This is a genomic window from Promicromonospora iranensis, from assembly GCF_028994775.1.
Lineage (GTDB): Bacteria > Actinomycetota > Actinomycetes > Actinomycetales > Cellulomonadaceae > Promicromonospora > Promicromonospora iranensis_A.
In genome coordinates this window covers 153,841-173,498 of record NZ_JAJQMN010000009.1, presented here as the reverse complement: position 1 = coordinate 173,498, position 19,658 = coordinate 153,841, and the positions used below count along the sequence as shown (strand labels likewise).

General features: G+C 70.2%; 15 protein-coding genes. 6 read left to right on the top strand and 9 right to left on the bottom strand.

Going from position 1 to position 19,658, the window contains the following annotated elements; genetic code table 11:
• Nucleotides 1-37 precede the first annotated feature (37 nt).
• Entirely contained in the window at nucleotides 38-2,440 is a 2,403-nt protein-coding gene (locus LUU90_RS18095) for a hypothetical protein (protein ID WP_275005061.1), read from the bottom strand.
• 207 nt (nucleotides 2,441-2,647) lie between these two features.
• On the opposite strand from LUU90_RS18095, the gene LUU90_RS18090 reads away from it, so the two are divergent.
• Both LUU90_RS18090 and LUU90_RS18085 read left to right on the top strand, forming a co-directional pair.
• Nucleotides 2,648-2,845 (top strand): PspC domain-containing protein, encoded by a 198-nt coding sequence (locus tag LUU90_RS18090; protein ID WP_275005060.1) that lies wholly within the window; start codon nucleotides 2,648-2,650, stop codon nucleotides 2,843-2,845.
• 112 nt (nucleotides 2,846-2,957) lie between these two features.
• Nucleotides 2,958-3,146: a PspC domain-containing protein gene (locus LUU90_RS18085; RefSeq protein ID WP_275005059.1), complete on the top strand. Its 189-nt coding sequence runs from the start codon at nucleotides 2,958-2,960 to the stop codon at nucleotides 3,144-3,146.
• Nucleotides 3,147-3,216: 70 nt separating this feature from the next.
• Here LUU90_RS18085 and LUU90_RS18080 read toward each other — a convergent pair whose 3' ends face one another.
• From LUU90_RS18080 to LUU90_RS18065, 4 genes are read right to left on the bottom strand one after another with little or no spacing between them, the layout of a single operon-like run.
• Nucleotides 3,217-4,509: a hypothetical protein gene (locus tag LUU90_RS18080; RefSeq protein WP_275005058.1), complete on the bottom strand. Its 1,293-nt coding sequence runs from the start codon at nucleotides 4,507-4,509 to the stop codon at nucleotides 3,217-3,219.
• A 5-nt stretch (nucleotides 4,510-4,514) separates the two neighbouring features.
• The gene (locus LUU90_RS18075) at nucleotides 4,515-5,288 is read right to left on the bottom strand and encodes a hypothetical protein (RefSeq protein ID WP_275005057.1); all 774 of its coding nucleotides are present in this window, start codon (nucleotides 5,286-5,288) and stop codon (nucleotides 4,515-4,517) included.
• Nucleotides 5,285-6,505 (bottom strand): putative T7SS-secreted protein, encoded by a 1,221-nt coding sequence (locus LUU90_RS18070; RefSeq protein ID WP_275005056.1) that lies wholly within the window; start codon nucleotides 6,503-6,505, stop codon nucleotides 5,285-5,287. Before LUU90_RS18070 ends, LUU90_RS18075 begins: the two co-directional genes overlap by 4 nt.
• Nucleotides 6,505-6,792, bottom strand: a complete 288-nt coding sequence (locus LUU90_RS18065; RefSeq protein ID WP_275005055.1) for a hypothetical protein — start codon at nucleotides 6,790-6,792, stop codon at nucleotides 6,505-6,507. Before LUU90_RS18065 ends, LUU90_RS18070 begins: the two co-directional genes overlap by 1 nt.
• Before the next feature lie 330 nt (nucleotides 6,793-7,122).
• On the opposite strand from LUU90_RS18065, the gene LUU90_RS18060 reads away from it, so the two are divergent.
• Entirely contained in the window at nucleotides 7,123-8,562 is a 1,440-nt protein-coding gene (locus LUU90_RS18060; RefSeq protein WP_275005054.1) for an alpha-amylase, read from the top strand.
• Nucleotides 8,563-8,677: 115 nt separating this feature from the next.
• Here the strand turns inward: LUU90_RS18060 and LUU90_RS18055 are convergent, their stop codons facing one another.
• From LUU90_RS18055 to LUU90_RS18045, 3 genes are all read right to left on the bottom strand, one after another.
• The gene (locus tag LUU90_RS18055) at nucleotides 8,678-11,170 is read right to left on the bottom strand and encodes an esterase-like activity of phytase family protein (RefSeq protein ID WP_275005052.1); all 2,493 of its coding nucleotides are present in this window, start codon (nucleotides 11,168-11,170) and stop codon (nucleotides 8,678-8,680) included.
• Between the two features lie 114 nt (nucleotides 11,171-11,284).
• Nucleotides 11,285-11,680 (bottom strand): hypothetical protein, encoded by a 396-nt coding sequence (locus LUU90_RS18050; RefSeq protein ID WP_275005050.1) that lies wholly within the window; start codon nucleotides 11,678-11,680, stop codon nucleotides 11,285-11,287.
• A complete protein-coding gene (locus LUU90_RS18045) occupies nucleotides 11,677-13,350 on the bottom strand; it encodes a polymorphic toxin-type HINT domain-containing protein (RefSeq protein ID WP_342470622.1) in 1,674 nt (557 codons plus the stop codon). The genes LUU90_RS18050 and LUU90_RS18045 overlap by 4 nt, the downstream gene beginning before the upstream one ends.
• Before the next feature lie 213 nt (nucleotides 13,351-13,563).
• On the opposite strand from LUU90_RS18045, the gene LUU90_RS18040 reads away from it, so the two are divergent.
• Together LUU90_RS18040 and LUU90_RS18035 are read left to right on the top strand one after the other, a co-directional pair.
• Nucleotides 13,564-14,865: an MFS transporter gene (locus LUU90_RS18040; RefSeq protein WP_275005047.1), complete on the top strand. Its 1,302-nt coding sequence runs from the start codon at nucleotides 13,564-13,566 to the stop codon at nucleotides 14,863-14,865.
• A gap of 106 nt (nucleotides 14,866-14,971) precedes the next feature.
• Nucleotides 14,972-15,376, top strand: a complete 405-nt coding sequence (locus LUU90_RS18035; RefSeq protein WP_274994597.1) for a hypothetical protein — start codon at nucleotides 14,972-14,974, stop codon at nucleotides 15,374-15,376.
• Between the two features lie 24 nt (nucleotides 15,377-15,400).
• Here the strand turns inward: LUU90_RS18035 and LUU90_RS18030 are convergent, their stop codons facing one another.
• Nucleotides 15,401-16,192 carry a hypothetical protein gene (locus tag LUU90_RS18030; RefSeq protein ID WP_275005045.1) on the bottom strand — a complete coding sequence of 264 codons (792 nt, stop codon included), beginning with the start codon at nucleotides 16,190-16,192 and terminating at the stop codon, nucleotides 15,401-15,403.
• A gap of 96 nt (nucleotides 16,193-16,288) precedes the next feature.
• Between LUU90_RS18030 and LUU90_RS18025 the strand changes: the two genes are divergently transcribed.
• Entirely contained in the window at nucleotides 16,289-19,576 is a 3,288-nt protein-coding gene (locus LUU90_RS18025; RefSeq protein WP_275005044.1) for a DEAD/DEAH box helicase, read from the top strand.
• Nucleotides 19,577-19,658 lie beyond the last annotated feature (82 nt).

The window sequence follows — 19,658 nt, the reverse complement described above, 5'->3', positions numbered from 1 at the left end:
GCCCCTTCTCCGTGCGGTGCCCTTTCCGGGTGCCGGCTCAGCGGAGGTAGGCCACCCGGCCGTTGGCACTCTGCGGCGCGGGGTCACCCTTCGGCACGAGCAGTACCTGCACGGCGGTGACCCGCTTCGCGTAGCTCGCCGAACCCGCGGAGCTGCCGTTCCTGGCCCAGCCGAGCCAGCCGGTCCCGGCGACGTGCGCCCGGTAGTAGACGTGATAGCGCTCGGCCATCTGACCCGTCAGCCGCATCCGGTAACCGGAGACCCGATCGGTCCGGTGGTACGTCCCCGCGACGCGGTCGTTCCCCACATATCGGCGCCACCCGTCACCCTCGACCTTGGCGGCCACCTGGATGCCACCCGAGTACCTCGTCCCGTCGACGTCGACGCGCACCGCGTTCAGACGCTGGCTGGTGCGGGTCAGCCCAGCGGTCGAGCCCCCGACCACGGCGTCGCGCCACACGTTCGACGTCTTGAGGTAGGACCGGACGTGCACCTGTCGCTGCGTCGCGGCGGAGTAGTACGCCGCGTTGCCCGTCCCGGACACCAGACGCTTGCCCTTCGGCAGGACCCTGACCTCGATGGCCTCGATCCGGTTGCCGAATCCTACGGTGCCGGCGTTCCCGCCGTTCTTGGCCCAGCCCAGCCAGCCGTGCTTCGGTACGTAGGCGCGGTACCAGACGTCGTAGTACGGGGCCAGCACGCCGCCGTCGTCGATGCGGAGCGCCTCGAGGCGGCGGCGCTCGCCGACGCTTCCGACGTAGTAGACGTCGCCCTTCCTCTTGAGTCCTTCCCAGCCCCTGCCCTGGACGTACCCAGCCATGTCGAACCAGTAGTCGGCGGTGTAACCCTGGTCGGCAGGAGGTTCGCCGGACCTGGAGGACGTGTAGCCGTCCAACCAGGGTTCGGCGACCAGCATCTCGAGGGCGCGGCCGCTCCCCGGGTCACCGACCAGGCCGTCCCCGCGATTGCTGCAGTACGTGTAGTTGCTCAGCCACCTCGACCCGATGGCCTTGCCACCGGCACAGACGTCGGGGTCCGCGCGGTCGCCGATCTTGACCGACGCCGTGACCGTCTTGGGCACCATGCGCGGACCACGGGCGGTCACCCGGACGGACAGCGTGTGCCGCTCGTCCCGCGGAAGGCTGAGGTAGTGGGCGCCGACCTCGTCCGGCCCGGAGGCGACCACCTTGCCGGCGCTCAGCCACTCGTACTCGTAGGACGTGGGCTTCGGCGAGAAGCCGGACACCTTGGCGAGGAGCTGCGGGTCCAGCCGAACGTCCCCGAGGGCCGTGATCGCCACCTTGCCACCGGTGAAGGCGCAGTCCTGGGCACAGATCCGTGCCGACGTGGAGAGCACCGGAGCCCCGTCGAACTGCCGGTACTCCGCGGTGACCTGCTTGAACCCGGAGCCGAGCGGGGCCTGCTCCACGAGGACGGTCTCGGACTGCGCAGCGAAGGTGGCGCGGCCGATCTCCCGGGTCCCGTACCGGAGCACGACCTCCCCCATGGGCTTGGTGACCAGGTCGTTCGTCAGCGTGACGGCCAGCGGGATCCGGCCGTCGTCAGGGCCGCCGTCCTCCACGTCGGCCACGGTGACCGGTGGCGGCGACGGCTTGGACGTCGTGGCCGTTCCCACCAGGAAGCTCTTGCGCAGGGTCGGGCCGCGTACGCCGTACCGGTCGATGCCCCGCACATGCAGGTACTGGGTGCCGGACGCCGCCGGGACCACGGGGATCACCGCTGGGGCGCCGTCGGGCGCGGGGGTGGTCTCCCAGGTCGCGGGGCGGCTCGAGGTTCCGGTCACGGCGTACTCGTACGCGACGGCCTCACCCTGGCGCGTGGCCGCCACCAGGTACTTACCGGCCACGCCCACCCCGCCGCGGGGCTCGCCGCTCACGTAGACGGCGTCGGCGCCCAGAGCCGGCACGACGGCGGAGATGACGGGCGGGTGCTGGACGCCGAAGACGCACGACGCCACCGGTTCCTGCGACCAGGCGCCGTCAGCGCCGCGGAGCCGCATCTTCAGGGTGTAGACCTGGCCATGGTCCAGGGGCAGGGTGCGCTCACCCGTGGCCACGCCGTTCTCGACCGGCGCCGGGCTCCGGTCGATGTCCGCGCCGTCGGGCCCGACGACGGTGTGCAGGACGGCTGTCGCCGTCGTGGGGAGCTCGAACGTGGTGGTCCACCTGAGCACCACGTAGGTGCCGTCACCGGAGTGCCAGACCGGCTCGTCGGCGCAGACCTCGCCGTTGATCGTGGTCGCCAGGATCGGGGCCGGCTCGGCCACCGCCGACGACGCCACGGACGGCGACGGTGAGGGCTCTGCCGTCACGGCCGACGCAGGCAGCGCCGGCACGGCGATCAGACCGGCGACGAGGGCGCCGCTGGTCAGCACCGTCAGGGCACGGCTTACCGCACCCGCAGACCGAAAGGGGTTCAATCGTCGTTCCTCTCAGAAACCCTCGGGACCGCCGAAGTGCTGTCCGGACAAGGGCTCGCCGAGATTACGGCCGGCGAGAATGCGGGAACAACCACGTTCGACGAAGTTCACCCGGTCCGCTGCCGGCGGACCCCCGGCCACCGTTCAGGGCAGGATCCGGGTGAGCCCGGATACCCTCAACCCGGTAGGACCCGTAGCGTCGGTGGAATGAGCACACAGAAACTCTCCCGTCCCCGCCAGGGGCGCATGATCGCCGGCGTCTGCGCCGGCATCGCCCACCGATTCGGCTGGAACCCGACGATCGTGCGGGTCGTCACGGTCGCCTCGGTCCTCATCCCTGGGCCGCAGGTCCTGGCCTACCTCATCTGCTGGGTCGTCATCCCGAACGAGCGTCCCGCCGCCTGAGCCTTTGGCCGGACCGCCCGGCTCCACCCCGACTGCTCTCCGGAACCATTCAGGGACGGTCCAGGGGATCACCGGATACCCGGTGCGCCGCGACGGCCGTAGCGTCGACGGTATGAGCACACAGACCCTCTCCCGTCCCCGTCAGGGGCGCATGATCGCCGGCGTCTGCGCCGGCGTCGCCCGCCGATTCGGTTGGGACCCCACGCTCGTCCGGGTCCTCACCGTCGCCTCTTTCCTCATCCCGGGGCCGCAGTTCCTCGCGTACCTCGCGTTCTGGATCCTGATGCCCAACGACGACTGATCCCGCCATGAGCCGCGTCCGTACCGGCGCCCCGTGGATACCTCCGCGGGGCGCCGTCGTCTGCGCGGGCTCACAGAACCCGCAGACCTGCCCCCTGCGCCAGCTCCCGGAGCGGGCGCACCGCGCCGCAGGTCAGCGGCACCTGCGACCCGTCCGGCAGCAGGATCCAGTGGCGACGGGTCGCGAAGGCGTGCGGCTCGCCACTGACCAGCGCCGAGCCTGCCGGGACCGGAACCGTGGAGCCGCCGGCATCCAGCGCCATCCCATCGGCGGCGGCACGCAGTACCCCCTGCCCGGGTGTGACGGAGACGGGCCCCAGCGACGGGACGTCGTCCGCGGAGACCTGGACCCCGACGCCGTTCGTACCGCCCTGCGACCGCGCGCCGAGCGAGCGCACCAGGAACGACACCGACACGACAGCGGCGGGCACCACGCAGAGCGCGAGCCCGATCACGACCGCCTGGCCGGTCATCTCACCTGCCCCGACGCGGAACACGAGGACCGCCAGCGCGCCGAGCGCGATCGGCAGCACCGCCCAGTTGAGCCGCCGGTACCACGGCGTCGCCGGTGCGGGGTGGTCGACCCCGCGGACCACGCGCCAGCCCGCCCACCGACGGCGGTCGTCGGCCTGCAGCGCGACCAGCGCGGAGGAGTCCGCGACGCGCTGCCAGGCGCGCGTGGTGGCCCACAGCGCCGTGACGACCAACGGCACGAGCGGGAGCGCCCGGCTGACCTCACCGTCTGCGGTGTCCGAACCGAGCGTGGCGAGAATCCCGACCAGACCCGCGAGGAAGACGATCGGGTAGAGCCCGGCGCGCACCGCGTCGAGGCCGCCGGTCACCCCGCCGACGCTGCGCAGCCCGGGGTACGGGGCGAGAGCGGCGCGTTCCCGCGCACGGAAGTCATGCTGTTCCTCCGGGTCCGGCCCCTGGCCCTGATGCGGCCGCGCCGGGAGTGCCAGCACACGTGGGTCGCGGATCGAGCGGGACCACGCGTGCCGCAAGCGGCGCACCCGCGCCCAGTCCCGGCGGTACCAGAACCACCACACGAGCACGCCGAGAGCCAGTACGGGACCGATCACCAGCGACGCGACGTCAGCGGTCTCCCCCGGGGCGCCGTCGCCGGACAGGACCGCCACCGGCCCGGCAACGAGGCCAGCACCCGCGGAGACGCCCGCCAGCATCACGGCACCCGCCAGCATGCGCCGCGCACCGCTGTCGCGCTTCTCCGCGACACCCAGGTTCGTCGCGGCGGTGTCGTACCAGTCACCGAACGTCGCCGGCAGCGGCAGCTCCTCGGGCATGGGTGGCAGCGAGCGCGGGTGTCGCTTCGGCGTCGTCGTCCGTGCGGAGGTGGTGGCCATGCCGTTCACCCGGCCTGCTGGGACTCGTGCGCTCCCGGCGCCGCGTCGTCCAGCGGTGGCATGTCCGTGAGCGACGGCGCACCGCTGAAGACCGGGTTGCCGTCCTTGTCGACCGGCGTGATGGTCGCGGGGCCCGCCATGGCGGCAAGGATCATCGCGACGCCCTGGACCTGATCGGGGTCCGTCGAGAACCCCATGAGGACCAGGCCCGGCCCACCGGTCGCAGGTGCGGCAACGACTGCCGCGAGCCCTACCGTGCCCCGTACCGGCTCGGCGTCCTCCGGAGCACCGGGCTGCCGATACGTGGCCTCATAGCTCGTCGTCAGGCCGATGGCAGGGCCGATCCCGGTCTCGAAGGCCTCGGTGTACGCCTGGTCGAGGTCGATCCCCGCCTTCGCGGCGATGACCCGCCGGACCACCTCCAGGAGCGAGAGCGGACCGTCGAACGCCGTGATCTCGGTGACCGTGCCGATGATGTTCCAGAAGATCTCCCGGCCCACCGCCGTCGGCCCCTCGTGCTCGGCGCCCTGGTACACGAGGCCGTGGAGGAGCACCCGCTCCTTGCGCCACATGTCGCGCCAGGACTCCAGGCCGGCGAGGAGCTTGCTCGCGTCAGCCTCGGGCAGCGGCACGTCGACCGCGTCGAGCGCGGACCGGACGGTGCCGAGGGCCTCCTCGGCCGTCAGCGTGCCGGCGAGCTCGATCCAGTCGTCGGGAACTCGGGTACGCAGACGCCACCGGGTGGGGTTGTCAGCCTCGGCGGACGTCGTCACGGTCACCGGGTGACCCCCTTCTGGTTGTCGTACGTGCCGTTCTTGTCGTTCTTGGTGTCCCAGCCCATCATGCCGAGGCCGATCGGCGTGGTACCGAACCACATGCCCTGGTCGAACATGACGTCCACCGCGCGCCAGCCGAGCTCGGCGGTCGACTCGATCGCGCCGCCCTTGGCCGCGAGGGTGAACATACCCGGAATCTGGTGACCCTGGCCAAGGACGAACTGACCGAAGGTCGGCGCTGTCCGGCCCGCGGTCGTCGCAGCGGCCGCGGTCGCCTTGAACGTGGCACCCAGGGCGCCGACGCCGAGCGCTGTCGCGATGATCCCGACGACGACGGACGGTGTGAACCCGCCCTTCCACGAGCCTGCCTGTCCCGCTGCCGACAGGTACGAGGCGAGCGTGCTCCCGGCGGTCGCCGCGAGGCTGACCAGGCCGAGGACCTGGACGCCGGGGATGGGCAGCAGCGCCAGGATCCCGGTCACCAGGGCGACGACGTTGAGGATGTTCGAGATGAGATTGAGCAGGCCGGCGTTCTCGGCGGCCCACTCGAGGATCATGTCGCCGAGGTCAGCCACCCAGTCGCCCAGGTCCTCGAACCGGTCACCGACCCAGTCGATCGCCCGTTCGTACCAGGCCGGGTCGTCCGGAGCCATCGCGGCAGCGGTGTCGAACTCGCTGAGGAGGGCCCCGGACGCCGCGTCGTACTCGCGAACGAGCGCCTCGATCTCCGTCCAGATCCCGTTGACGCTCTGCTCGGCCGACTCCAGGCGCTCGCGCGCCTGGCCACGGTTGCGCTCGTTCTCCTCGTACCGCTGGTGCTCCGCCTCGGTGGCGTCGTCAGGAGGCGGTGGGCCACCGGGGACGTTGTAGTACGCGGCCTGAGCCGCTTGCTGGGCCGCCTTCGCCTCGCCGAGACGACGGTCCAGGCTGTCCGCGTCCCGGCGGAAGCTCTCCAGCTTGGTGGCCCATGTCTCCAGAGCCGACGACGCCTTGCGGAACGCGCCCTCGGCGTCGACCACCTTGGGCCGGAAGTCGTCGTGGAGCATCGCCCGGAAGGCAATCGCCGTCTCGCCGAACCACTCGCCCTCGTTCACGCTCTCCAGCAGGAACTTCACCCGTTCCAAGGTTTCGTGACCGCCGGTCAGGCCGTCAGCGAGGTTCCCCGTCACCGCGTGGTCACCGGGCGTCGGGTCGCTACCGATGTGCTCGTAGTGGACCATCACTTGCCTCCCAGCGCTGCGGCGAGGTCCGCGTCCACCTTGGCGAAAGCCTCACGGATCTTCTGGAGCTGTTCCTGCGCTTTCCCGGTGGCCTCGCACATCTGGTCGATGCTGTGGTCCCACCTGTTCTTGAAGTGCTCGACCTTCTCGATGAGGTCCGGCTCACCGACCGCCGACGGATCGGCTCGCTTGATCGCGTCCAGCGGTTCGTACAAGCGGTCCTTCATCTGGCCCAGGTCGCCCTCGACCGTCGCGAGGAACGCGTCGTCCATCACAAGATCGCCCATGCTGCTCTCCACCCCGCTCGGCATGACAAGGCCATGCCCTGCTCCCCGAGGCAGCAGTCATGGCCCATGAATGGCTCAGTTCTCCCGGCGGCAAGGATCACAGGGCAGGCGTGCGCTGACAACGGGGAGAACTACCCGTCGTACTTGGGGTTCTTGATCCACAGGCTCGACGCCGGCTGAACCCGCACCTCCGACACGCCAGGGCTCCGAACTTTTCACCCGAAACCCTGGCGTGTCGCCGTGGATCCCTGCAACCCTTGCTGCAAGATCCGGAAAAGGCGCTGCAACGCCGCACGCGCCACAGCCGGGACCACGCCGCAAGGAGCCGCTATGACGCGCCGCCCGACCGTGCCCCGCCGTCTGCTCGCCGCCCTGGCGACCTTCGCCACCGCGCTCACCCTTGGCCTCGCCGCGACAGCGGCCACGCCCACCGCGGAACCCGCCCGGGCCGCCACCCCGGTGCACGGCGACGGGGACGTCATCCTGAACCTGTTCCAGTGGACCTGGGACTCCGTGGCCACGGAGTGCACGAACGTCATCGGCCCGGCAGGGTTCGGCTACGTGCAGGTCTCCCCGCCGGCGGAGCACATCCGCGGCACCCAGTGGTGGACCTCCTACCAGCCCGTCAGCTACCGGATCGAGTCGAAGCTGGGCACCCGCGCCGAGTTCCGGAACATGGTCGCCGCCTGCGACGCCGCGGGGGTGGGCGTGATCGCGGACGCCGTGGTGAACCACATGGCGGGCGCCGGACAGTCGGGCACCGGAGTGGCCGGCACCACCTACTCCGACGACAACTTCGCCGGCACGTACGGTGCGCAGGACTTCAACGACTGCCGCAGGAACATCGCCGACTACACGAACCGCTACGACGTGCAGAACTGCCGCCTGGTCGCGCTGCAGGACCTGCGTACCGGCTCTGACTACGTGCGCGGCAGGCTCGCCGCGTACTTCGACGACCTGGTCTCCCTCGGCGTCGACGGGTTCCGGATCGACGCGGCGAAGCACATCCCGGCGTCGGACCTCGAGGCGATCAAGAGCCGGATGAACCGCTCGAACGTGTTCTGGGTGCACGAGGTGATCGGTGCTGCCGGTGAGCCGATCCAGCCGTCCGAGTACCTGGGCAGCGGTGACTCGCACGAGTTCGACTACGCCCGGCAGCTCAGGCACGACTTCGACGGGCAGATCAGAAACCTGCGCTTCATCGGTGACGGCAAGCTGCGGTCCGACCGGGCGGGCGTGTTCGTGGACAACCACGACACCGAGCGCAACGGCGAGTCGATGAGCTACAAGTGGGGCGCCAAGTACGTCCTGGCCAACACGTTCCTGCTGTCCTGGCCGTACGGGTCGCCCACGGTGTACTCGGGCTACGAGTTCTCGAACACCGACGCCGGAGCGCCCGGCGCCACCGAGACCTCGGTGCCCGATGCGACCTGCGGTGCCGGACGGTGGACGTGCACCCAGCGCTGGACGGAGGTCCGCGGCATGGTCGGGTTCCACAACGCGGTGTCCGGCACACAGGTCACGAACTGGTGGGACGACGGCGGCAACCTCGTCGCCTACGGCCGCGGCAGCCGGGGATACGTGGTCCTGAACAACACAGGATCAACGGTGCAGCGCTCGTTCCAGACGTCGCTCCCGGCGGGCACGTACTGCGACGTCGTCGCCTCGGCCAACTGCTCGGTGACACGAACCGTCAACGGTGACGGCTGGTTCACGGCGTCGGTCCCGGCGTACGGAGCCCTGGCGATCCACGTGGGCGCGCGGGGCTGAGCGCGGCGCTCCCCGAGGGCGACTGCACGTCTGCGGGGTGTGTTGCTCTGAGTAGACCTCGTCCACTCAGAGCGACACACCCCGCAGATCTGTGGTCACCGCCAGGCGCCGAGCCTCAGCGGAACAGCTTGCGCGCCGCGCCCAGGTCGAGGAAGACGGTCTCTCCGGTCGCGTCCTGCACGCCGTCGTTGTCCGTCACCGCGTACACGCGGCCGTCGCCACCGATCGTCAGCCCCTCGAGCTTCTCCTGCGTCCACCCGTTGGCGGCACGCAGCGCGGGCAGGACGTCAATCGCGAGCTCCTTGTCGAGCATCGTCACGCCGCTGGTTGAGCTTGTCGAAACCTTGGTCTCGGCCCCCGAAGGCAGGTCCACCGTGTACACGGCCTTGAGCGCGGCCGCCGGGCCGTTGAGCTTGTCCCGCTCGACGACCGCGAGCGTGTCACGATCCACCACCGTGACCTCGGACAGGCCCACCCAGTCGCCGGCGGCCGTCGGCGCGGACAGCGGGTAGCCGAACCAGGTCCACTCGCCGGTCGCGACGTCGTAGCGTCCGATGCGGGCGTAGCCACCCACCCCGTCGTCGCTGGTCAGCCCGCGCTGGAGCGCGACGAACAGGTGCTCGCCCGTGCGGTCCACGGTTCCGGTCACACCCTCGATGCCCCACTTGCCGAGACCGGCGGCGATGTCACCGGGCAGGCTGACGCGCTCCTCCACGCGGCCCGACGCCGACACGCGCACCAGCGCGTTCTCGGGACCGGTCGCGCCCTCGACGCCCAGCCAGAAGCCGCCGGCCCTGCCCTTGACCGACGGCCGGGCCCAGATGCCCTCGGCGTCCAGGCCGACGGGCTCGCCGTCCTCGGTGACGACGATCTCGCGATCGATCATCGCCGGACGGGCCTTCTTGCCACGCTGGCCCGCCGTCGAGACGGAGAGGATCGACGTCGGCGACATCGCGGCGTCTGTCACGGTCCACAGCCGGTCGCGCTTCGTCGGGTCGGCCGACAGCGCGCCGAGCGCCGTCCACCCGATCGGCTTCGACGCGCCCGTCGCCGTCCGGACGTCGGCCGACACGATCGACGGGAACGCGGGTGATCCCGCGGCGGTGGCGTACCGCTTTCCCTTGCCGAACACCGACACCGAAGAGCGCACACCGTCCTTCGCCGAGTCCTCCTCGGACGACACGACGAGCAGGTTCCGCGACGGTACCGGCAGGATCCCCTCGGGGCCGTTCGTGGTGGCCAGGACCTGCACGAACCGCGGGGAAGCCGGGTCGGACCCGTCGTAGACCGCCACGAAGTTGGACCGTTCGGAGCCCACGAACGCGTAGCGGACGCCGTCGAGCGTCGCGACCGACAGGCCCTCCATCTCCACGCCCTTCTTGCCGGCGCGGTCGTCGTTGTGCAGGCCCACGCGCACGGCGAGGTCCTCGAGCTCGGTGCCGGCGTCCCACACGACGTCGCCCGTCGCGGCTTCGAAGACCGTCCAGCCGCGCGTGCCACCCTTCCAGTCACCCTCGTTCGCGGTGGCCACGTGTGCGTCGTCCACCCAGCCGATCGCGTCGGGCTCACGCGGAGCCGCCTCGAGGGAACCGGTCTGGTCGATGGCGCCGTCGTCGGCGACGTCCACACCCTCCAGCGCGACGTCGCCCGCCGAGAACACGTTCTCGAGCTCGCCGGACACGACGTCGAGCACGGCGACGCCGTTGTTCTCCTGGAGCGTCACCGCGACCTTGGTGTCGGACGGGTTGATCGACACGTACTCCGGCTCGGCGTCCTGCGGGGTGTCAAGGCCTGCCGCGGAGAGCGCCGCGACGTCGAGCTCGACGGGGCGGGTCCGCCAGGCCGCCGGGTCGGCACCCGGAAGGTCGACGAACTGCAGGAACCCGGCAGGCGCCTGCGGGAGGTCGCCCTCCTCACCCTCGCCGGTGTCGGGCAGCACGTCCTCGTCGCGCTGGTTCTCCATGGCGATCACGGCGTGCGCGCCGTCGCGTGTGACGGCAATCGAGTCGGGCTGGCCGCCGAGGTCCATCGAACGCACAAGGGTGCGCGTCGCGAGGTCGACGACGTCGAGGCGGCCGGACGGTGAGGTGAACGACGTCGAGCTGTCGACCACGACGAGCACGTAGTCGCCGACGACCGCGACCGACGTCGGCTCGTCGTGCTCCGAACCGAGCTCGGCGAGCGAGAGCGAGCCGAGGCCCCGGGGCGCACCGGGGTTACTGATGTCGACGAACCCGATGCGGCGCGCGGCGGCGTCGGTGTGGATCAGGGTGTTGCCGTCCTCGCTGACGGCGGAGATCTCGGCGACCGTCTCGTCGGCGGGGTCGGCGTCCGCGGGAGCATTCTGGAAGACGGGGTAGGTGGCGAGCCGGTGGAAGGTCTCGCCGGGACGGGTCGACCCGGCTCCCGGGGCCGTGCCGACACCGCTGGCCGAGACGACACCGGCGCTCGAACCGAAACCGTGGGTCGAGCTTGTCGAGACCCCGAAGGCGTCTGTCGAACCTGTCGATGCTTGCTGACCGACCGCGAAGGCCGGAAACGCGCTCAGCCCCAGTGCGAGGGCAGCGCCGGAAGCGATGAATGCCGCGTGGCGGCGGTTGGGGGACACGCTTCGCACCGTGGCCTCGTCTGATGGCGACCTGGCTGACCCGAGGTGGCAACAAGGTGGCCGCCAGGTGAACGTCGACGGGCGTCACCTGATGCGGCCCGCCCTTTTGCACGCTCAGAGGTTCGTCGGTGTCCGACCGTAGAACGGACGCAGGACGTTTCCGAGCTTGCGCTGCACACCCCGAAGCAGCTTGACGGTCTCGTCGTCGGTCAGACCGGTCGTCGTGCTCCAGTCCGTCCCTGAACCCATGAGGTCGCTGACGAACACGATCTCGGTGGCCAGGAGGATGCGCGCCCAGTCCACATCCCTGATCGGTTCGTTGCCTCTCAGATCTTGTCTGAACGAACGCCCTCTCTCCAGAAGATCCTCAGCCCCGGCGAATCCCATGCCACGTGCGAGCTCGTCGCTGGCATGGGCCGGCCCGCCCCACTCCAGCAACGCCCGGACGAGCATGTCGATCTCGTTCGGCTCAAGCAGATCGCGCGGTGCGAACAGTCTCGCTTCCGTCATTCCAGCGCCCCCCAGTATTCGTCGATGTCGTTGCTGCGGTTGAAGACCGTACCGCCGTCCGCATGCAGCGGGTCGTGGACCACGACCGTCGAACCGTCGTTGCCTTGGAAGGCCCTTCGCAGCCTACTCAGGTCCTTGGTGCGTGCTGGATTCGTCATGACATCAGTGACGTGTCGGCCGAGATCGTCCGCGGACATCCCCGGGAACTCCGACGCGTGCTTGGCGTCGGCATGCCCCCTGGCGATGTCCACAGCGTCTTCGATGCGGTCCGAGTCGGTCAGGCCGCCGTGCGTGTGGTCCGCGTTGTGGACGAGGAAGGCCACGTCGCCCGCGTGGACGTAGTAGTTGTGCTGGGTGGCGACGTGGAAGTTGTAGACGGTCTCCGCGTCGGCGTCGTCGCGGGTCTCGGTCTCGATGCTCTCGATCGCGACGGTGGTGCCCTCCGGCGTCACCAGAAGGTCGCCCGGCTTGAGGAATGCCGCGTCGAGCCAACCCCTGCCGTGCACCATGAACGGGTGCTCCGCGGTGGTCGAGACCCGCTCGCCATTGACCGTGAGGTGGAAGAGCTCGGTAGTCGTCCGGACGAAGGTATCGACGACGAGCTGCAGCTCGTCGGTCCCGGTCTCGAGGTTGTGGGCCCAGACCTTGTCGCCAACGGCGATCTCCTCGATCGGCCGATCACCGTCCGGCGTGCGGATCAGGGTCCCGGCGACGAAGCACTTGCCGAACCCGAACTTGCACGACTTGCCGGACTTCAGGCCCTGCTTGACCGCGGTCTTGCTGATCCCCTTCGCGATCCCGGTCGCAGCCTTGGCCGCAGCACCCAGACCAATCAGGGAGAGCGCGGCACCCGCGATCGCGAGCCCCGCCTCCGCCCAGGAGCGTTCACCCGTCGCGGCGAGGGTGATGTTCGCGACCGCGGAGACTATGGCCGCGACCGCGGCGATCACTATCAGGACTCCGGCCAGGGCGGTGCCGACAACCGGGATGAACGCGACGATGATCGCGAGGATCCCGGCGATGGTGGAGATCATGTCGGCGATGTCCGCGATCGCGGCGACGAGCTTGGACCCCCAGTTGTCCCACCACCCATCATTCAGATCATCCGAAGAAGTGATCTCCTCGATGCGGTCGATCGCATGCTCGGCCGCCCGGTTCCGGTCCGAGACCGCGGAGTCGATGGTCGACTTCGCCGAGCTGATGACCCCCGCGGCCTGCTCGGCCTCCCCATCGGCCTGACGGGCCTTCTGCTCGTACTCCGCCTTCTCCGTCTCATCCTTCGCGCTGTCGGCCAGGTCCTGCCACCGGTCCTTCGACCCCGACGCGGCCTGCACCTGGTCCTGCGCATCCCGGGCCTGGTCCAACGCGGTCAGCGTCTCCGACTGCACACGTTCCAGGGAGGACGCGTACCCGACCAGTGCCTCCCCGGCGGCGAGGTATCGGCCGTGGGCCTTGCGGATCTCGCCGATGGTGTCTTCCTTGCGCTCCATCAACGCATCCACCGCCTGCGACACCGTGCCTGCGACATCCAGACGACTCATCGCGGACGCGGCGTTATCGATCGAGGACGCGACCTCCAGATACTCCTGCCCACCGGAGAGCACCAGCACCGGATCCCCAGGAGTCGGATCCGAGTCCAACCCCACCGGCGACCAGTCAGACGGCCTCATCCCACTACTCCTGCCCAGACGCCACCGACACACGGATCCATCACGGGAACCACCTCCGACCTGGGAGAATATGCATCAGCCGCCGCCCGCACCATGGATAGCACTCCCCATGCCCGGGTGCTCCGGCGTACGCCGCCGACCGGCCGCTCGTGCTCCCCCGGCCCACGCCGCGGTCGCCCACCACAGCAGCGGACGGGCAACTACTGTGAGCGAGTGACCGTCCTTGCCGAACTACGTGCGCTGCTGCGCCTGCCCGGGTTCCGCAAGCTGTTCGCGGTTCGTCTCGTCTCCCAGGCGGGCGACGGAATGTTCCAGGTGGGTCTCGCCAACCTGCTGTTCTTCAGCCCGGAGTCGCAGGGGTCGGCCGCGGCGATCGCGGGCGCGTTCGCGATCATGCTGGCGCCGTTCACCATCGTCGGACCGTTCGCCGGGGTGTTCCTGGACCGGTGGCAGCGGCGGCAGGTGCTGGTGTACGGCAACGCGGTGCGCGTGCTGATCACCGGCACGATGGCGGTGCTGATGCTCACGCAGGGCGTCACGCCCGCGATCTACGTCCTGGGGCTCGCGGCCCTGAGCGTCAACCGATTCCTGCTGGCGGGCCTCTCGGCCGGCCTGCCACGCGTGGTCCAGGGCGAGCTGCTGCTCACGGCGAACGCGCTCACGCCGACGCTCGGTGCGGGCGCCGCGTTCCTCGGTGGTGGGCTGAGCTTTGTGCTCGGCTTCGCGATGCCGGCCGGCCGCATCCAGGACGCGACGGCGTTGACCTGCGCCTGCGTCGTCATGGGCTGTGCCTCCCTGCTCGGGCTACGGATGTCCCGCACCCTGCTGGGTCCGCAGGAAGCGGCCGTCGGCTCGATCCGGAACGAGGTGGTGGTCGTGGCGCGCGGCCTGGTCGACGGCGCCCGCTACCTGGCCGCCCGCCGCACTCCCGGTCAGGCGCTGCTGGTGATGGCGCTGCACCGGTTCCTGTACGGAGTGGTGTTCATCGCCGCGATCCTGATGTCGCGCAACCTGCTGGCCGAGCCGGGCGACCGGACAGCCGGGCTCGCCACCTTCGCCACGGTGATCGGTGCGACGGGCGTGGGCGGCGCGCTCGCGATCGTGCTGACCGCCGTCCTGGCACGGCGGATGGCTCCACAGTCCTGGATCGCAGTGATGCTGCTGGTCGCCGGTTTGTCGCAGCTGATCCTCGTGCCGGAGCCGAGCTTCGTCAGCGTCGTCACCGCCGCGGGGCTGCTCGGGCTCGCCGCACAGGGCGCGAAGATCGCCGTCGACACGATCGTGCAGCGCGACTCCGAGGATGCCTATCGCGGCCGAGCGTTCGCCTTCTACGACGTCCTCTACAACGCGGCTTTTGTGGGTGCGGCCGCCCTCGCCGCCTTCCTCGTGCCCGACGCCGGATGGTCGCCCGGGCTCTTCGTCGCCCTCTCCTTCGGGTACCTGGCGGCCTCGGTCCTGTTCGGCATGCGCGGTGCTCGCACGGCTTCCCTGGCTCGGCAACCGCTAGACGGGTGAATTTGTGGATGAGGTCCGGTCTCTAGAGCCGATCGTGCCTGTTTTGGCGGTAGAACGGTGCAAGGATTAATGCACTTACCTACACAGGGACTGGAGGCATCCGTTCATGTCCGACGCACCCGCCGTCACCCCCACACCCACCTGGGGTGAGGTGTTCCCGTGGTTTCGCGAGGTCATGGCTGAGGACGACGCCTGGTATGTCGGTCACGTCGACAACAAGACCGACACCGGCACCGCCCGCCTCGCCGAAGCCGCTGTGACCCGTCTCAAGTCGTTGCCCGTCGGCCGGCTCTTTCCCGCAGTGCGGCGGGTAGAGCGCCTCGACGAGCTCGACTGGCCCAAGCACCGACTCCTCAACGCCCTGCATCGTGGCGGCTGCTTCACCGGGGACGACCTGTCCTACATGGTGATCGCCGAGATGCTCTCGTGGGAGTCGGTCGGACCGATCATCGTGAAGCAGATCCTCGAGGTCGTCGCACTCGAGGAGATCCGGGTGAGCTCCGCGAAGTAGGGCGACAGCTGGGCCGGCGAGTCCTTATGCCGCCTGCCGGGCTGTCGCCTGCCGTCGGCCGGCGACGACCGCGAACGGCACGGCGGCAAGGGTCAGCAGGGCCTGCACGATCTGCACGGCGGCATAGGCGCCGCCGAGGGCGCCTATGGCGCCGGCTCCTGCTGCGATCCCCAGCACCCCGACCACGCCGGCCAGCAGCGCGCCGACCCGTCGCGCTGCCGACGCCGCCCAACCGCACAGGGCCACCGCCGCTACCACCAGCAGGTTGAGCGCCATCGTGAGCATGAGCGAGCCGACCATCCCTGGCGGCGGCCCGCCGTAGGGCAGCATCGCGACCACCGGAAGCAGCACGCTTGTCCACAGGGTGTGGACAACTGCCCCGACCAGGGCCACGGCCAGTCCGGCCCGGCGTGCCGTCGACGGCGTGCGCAGGAGCAGCGCGAGCAGGACGCCGGCCAGGACCACCCCGAGCACGAGGATCGCGACGAGTGTGCCGAGGATGAGCTCGGGCCGGGCGCCGTTCACGAGCTGCACCCCAGCCGTGCCGAACTGGAACAGCAGGTGCACACCCACGACGGCGATGGCCCCGACCAGGACTCGTCTGACCCGGAGAGCTGCGGCTCCGACGCCGAGCACGACGGTTCCGGTCATCGCCGCGTTCTCGACCACGAAGATCGCGTTGTCCATGGTGAAGCCGAAGTCGAGCTCGTTGCCCGGAATCAGCAGGCGCAGCGGGACGGACGTCCATCCGGCGACCGCGAGAACGAGGACGCTGAGCGCGGCAGGACGGCGACCGGCGTCGGTCAGGGTGTGCATGGCGACACTCTCCCAGAGACCACCGACACCGTGGTGTTGAAGGCACGCTGTGGATAACTCCGTGGACCTGTCGCTCGGGCGTGGAACCATGGAGGGGTGCCCACGCCCGTACCCGCCCCGCGCATCCACCCCGCGGCGATCAAGCTTCTGGTGGGTAGTGGCGCGTACCTGCGCGGCGAGGACTACCAGAAGCAGGGCCGGGTCATCTCGTGGGAGTGGCTGCCGGACGATCTGCTGCTCATCTCGTGGGTGCGCGGCAGCGGCCGCAGCACCTACTCCTGCTCCATCGAGTTCAAGTCCAACCCGCCCGGACCGCCCGTCGTCGTCGGCACGGACTGCACGTGCCCCGTCGGGTCCGCCTGCAAGCACGTCGCCGCGTCGCTGATCGAGTCCGGGTCGGACGGCCTGGCATCGATGGTCCGGCCCGCGTCCTCGCTGAAGCGCACCCCTCAGGTACCCGAGTGGAAGGCGGCGGTGCAGCTGCTCGTGCCGGCGACGCCGGCCGCCGCTCCGCCCGTGCCCTCGTCGGGTGCCGACCAGCAGCCCGAGCTGGCGCTGCAGTTCCGCGTCGACGGCGCGGCCTCCGCCAACAACCTCTCCCTGTCGATCCGGCCGGTCCAGCGCAACGACCGCGGCTCCTGGGTGGGCGGCACGGCGTCGTGGAACTACATCCGCAACGGGTTCCTGCGCGGTCTCGATCCCAGCGTGCGGGAATGGTTCACCACGCTCGACGCCCTGCGCGCCACGAGCCCGCGCGGCTACGGCTACGTCAGCGCCGGCGACTGGATCAGCCTGGACGACGTGCTTCCCCGCCCGTTCTGGCGCCACCTGGCCGACGCCGCCAGTCTCGGCATCGAGCTGGTCGGCAAGTCGAAGCGGGAGTCGCTGCGGCTGGCCGGCGAGGCGTCCATCGCCCTTGACCTCTCGCTGCCCGACGGCGGTGCGCACCTCGAGCGGACGGTCGCCTTCGACGGCGCGGTCACCCTGGCGACTTCCGTCGGGGCGCTCGGTCGCCACGGCCTGTTCGCGGTCGAGGAGACGTCCTCGGGCCGCACCATCACCCTGGGCCCGACGGCGGCGCCGCTCACCGACCAGGAGCATGCGGCGGTCCACCTGTCCGATCTCACGATCCCGGCCGAGGCCGTCGACGAGTTCCTGGCGGACTACCTGCCGCTGCTGCGCCGTGAGGTGCGGGTGCACGCCGACCCCGAGGTCGAGCTGCCGGACCTGCCCAGGCCCGAGCTCGTCGCCACCATCAAGGCGGTCTCCCCGGCGGAGATCAGTGTGGCGTGGCGGTGGGCGTACCCGCCGTCGGACAAGGAATACCCGCTGACCACGGCCATGGAGGCGGGCGCGGACCTGCGTGACCTCGCGGCCGAGGCTGCGACCCTGGGCCGGGTGATCGGCGCCGTGCGGGAGGTGCCGGGCTTCGGCCATTTCCGCGTCGCACCCGAGGTGTTCCGCGGGCTGCAGGCGATGGACTTCGCCACCACCGTGCTGCCCGTGCTCCGGGAGCAGCCGGACGTCCGCGTGGAGAGCGAGAAGCTGCCCGAGTACAACGGTCTCGAGGCCACACCCGTGGTCAGCATGCGCGCTGACGACAGCAGCGACCTGGACTGGTTCGACCTGGGTGTCATGGTCACGGTCAACGGGCGCGAGATCCCGTTCGGCCCGGTGTTCGACGCTCTCGCGCGAGGCAAGAAGCGGTTCATGCTGACCGACGGCACCTGGCTGCGCACGGACCTGCCCGTGTTCGCGCAGCTACGAGCCTTGATCGAGGAGGCGCAGCGACTGTCCGACCAGCCGGGCAAGCTGCGGATCAGCAGGTTCAACGCCGGCCTGTGGGCGGAGCTCGAGCAGGTGGCCGACGTGGTCGAGCAGTCCGACCGCTGGCGGCGCTCGGTGAGCGACCTGGTCGCGCTGACCGCCGACGGCGTCGACGGGCCGGAGCCGGTGCCACCGCCCGTGGGACTGAAGGCCGAGCTGCGGCCCTACCAGCAGCACGGCTTCGAGTGGCTGACCTTCCTCTGGCGGCACGGGCTGGGCGGGATCCTCGCCGACGACATGGGCCTCGGCAAGACCGTCCAGACCCTCGCCTTCGTCGCGCAGGCCAAGCAGGAGATGCCCGACGGCGGTGGTGCGCCGTTCCTCGTGGTCGCGCCGGCGTCGGTGGTGAGCAACTGGGCCGCGGAGGCCGCCAAGTTCACGCCGGACCTGAAGGTGGCGACGCTGTCGACCACCGCGGCGAAGGCGCGGACCACCGTCGCGAAGGTTACCGCCGACGCCGACATCGTCGTGACGTCGTACGCGATCTTCCGCCTGGACTTCGAGTCGTTCGGCGACGTCGAGTGGGCCGGTCTGATCCTGGACGAGGCCCAGTTCGCGAAGAACCACCAGACGCGCGCCAACGAGTCGGCCCGCCGCCTCAAGGCGCCGTTCAAGCTCGCGATCACCGGCACGCCCATGGAGAACAACCTCATGGAGCTGTGGGCGATGCTCGCGATCGTGGCGCCAGGGCTGTACGGATCACCGACCAAGTTCCGCGAGGACTACGTCAAGCCGGTCTCGGGCGAGGGTGACTCGACGCCGCTGCTGGCCCGGCTCCGCCGCCGGATCCGGCCGCTGCTGCTGCGCCGCACGAAGGAGCAGGTGGCGCCCGAGCTGCCCGAGCGGCAGGAGCAGGTGCTGCGCGTGGCCCTGGACCCGAGGCACCGCCGGATCTACGACACGCACCTGCAGCGCGAGCGGTCACGCCTGTTGGGCCTGCTCGAGAGCTTCGACGAGAACCGGGTGGCGGTCTTCCGCGCACTCACGACCCTGCGCCGGATGGCGCTGGACGCGTCGCTGGTGGACCCGGAGTACGCGGGCGTTCCGTCGGCCAAGCTGAGCCTGCTCGCCGAGCAGCTCGCGGAGGTCGCCGCCGAGGGACATCGTGCGCTCGTGTTCTCCCAGTTCACGTCGTTCCTGGCCAAGGCCGCGGAGGTGTGCACGGAGCTGGGGATTCCGTACGAGTACCTCGACGGGTCGACCCGGAGACGCGCCGAGGTGATCAACCGGTTCAAGGACGGAACGGCCCCCGTGTTCCTGATCAGCCTCAAGGCCGGCGGGTTCGGGCTCAACCTCACCGAGGCCGACTACGTCTACCTGCTCGACCCCTGGTGGAACCCGGCGACAGAGGCGCAGGCGATCGACCGGACGCACCGGATCGGGCAGACGCGGAACGTGATGGTGTTCCGGATGGTCTCGGAGAACACCATCGAGGACAAGGTGATGGCGCTCAAGGAGCGCAAGGCCCGGCTGTTCGACGCCGTGCTGAGTGATGACGCGGGCGCGTTCGCGGGGTCGCTGGGCCCGGAGGAGATCCGAGGACTGCTGGAGGGCTGACCGCCGTCGATCAAGCTCGGCCTTGCGCAGGTCGAGCCTGGCCCTCCGTTGTCGAGCTTGCCGAGACCCGCCCGTCGAAACC

Bases quoted from the DNA above. Each gene is read 5' to 3' on its own strand.
- LUU90_RS18090 (WP_275005060.1), top strand. From the start codon at position 2,648: ATGAGCACACAGAAACTCTCCCGTCCCCGCCAGGGGCGCATGATCGCC.
- LUU90_RS18085 (WP_275005059.1), top strand. From the start codon at position 2,958: ATGAGCACACAGACCCTCTCCCGTCCCCGTCAGGGGCGCATGATCGCC.
- LUU90_RS18080 (WP_275005058.1), bottom strand. From the start codon at position 4,509: ATGGCCACCACCTCCGCACGGACGACGACGCCGAAGCGACACCCGCGC.
- LUU90_RS18070 (WP_275005056.1), bottom strand. From the start codon at position 6,505: ATGGTCCACTACGAGCACATCGGTAGCGACCCGACGCCCGGTGACCAC.
- LUU90_RS18065 (WP_275005055.1), bottom strand. From the start codon at position 6,792: ATGGGCGATCTTGTGATGGACGACGCGTTCCTCGCGACGGTCGAGGGC.
- LUU90_RS18060 (WP_275005054.1), top strand. From the start codon at position 7,123: ATGACGCGCCGCCCGACCGTGCCCCGCCGTCTGCTCGCCGCCCTGGCG.
- LUU90_RS18050 (WP_275005050.1), bottom strand. From the start codon at position 11,680: ATGACGGAAGCGAGACTGTTCGCACCGCGCGATCTGCTTGAGCCGAAC.
- LUU90_RS18045 (WP_342470622.1), bottom strand. From the start codon at position 13,350: ATGAGGCCGTCTGACTGGTCGCCGGTGGGGTTGGACTCGGATCCGACT.
- LUU90_RS18035 (WP_274994597.1), top strand. From the start codon at position 14,972: ATGTCCGACGCACCCGCCGTCACCCCCACACCCACCTGGGGTGAGGTG.
- LUU90_RS18030 (WP_275005045.1), bottom strand. From the start codon at position 16,192: ATGCACACCCTGACCGACGCCGGTCGCCGTCCTGCCGCGCTCAGCGTC.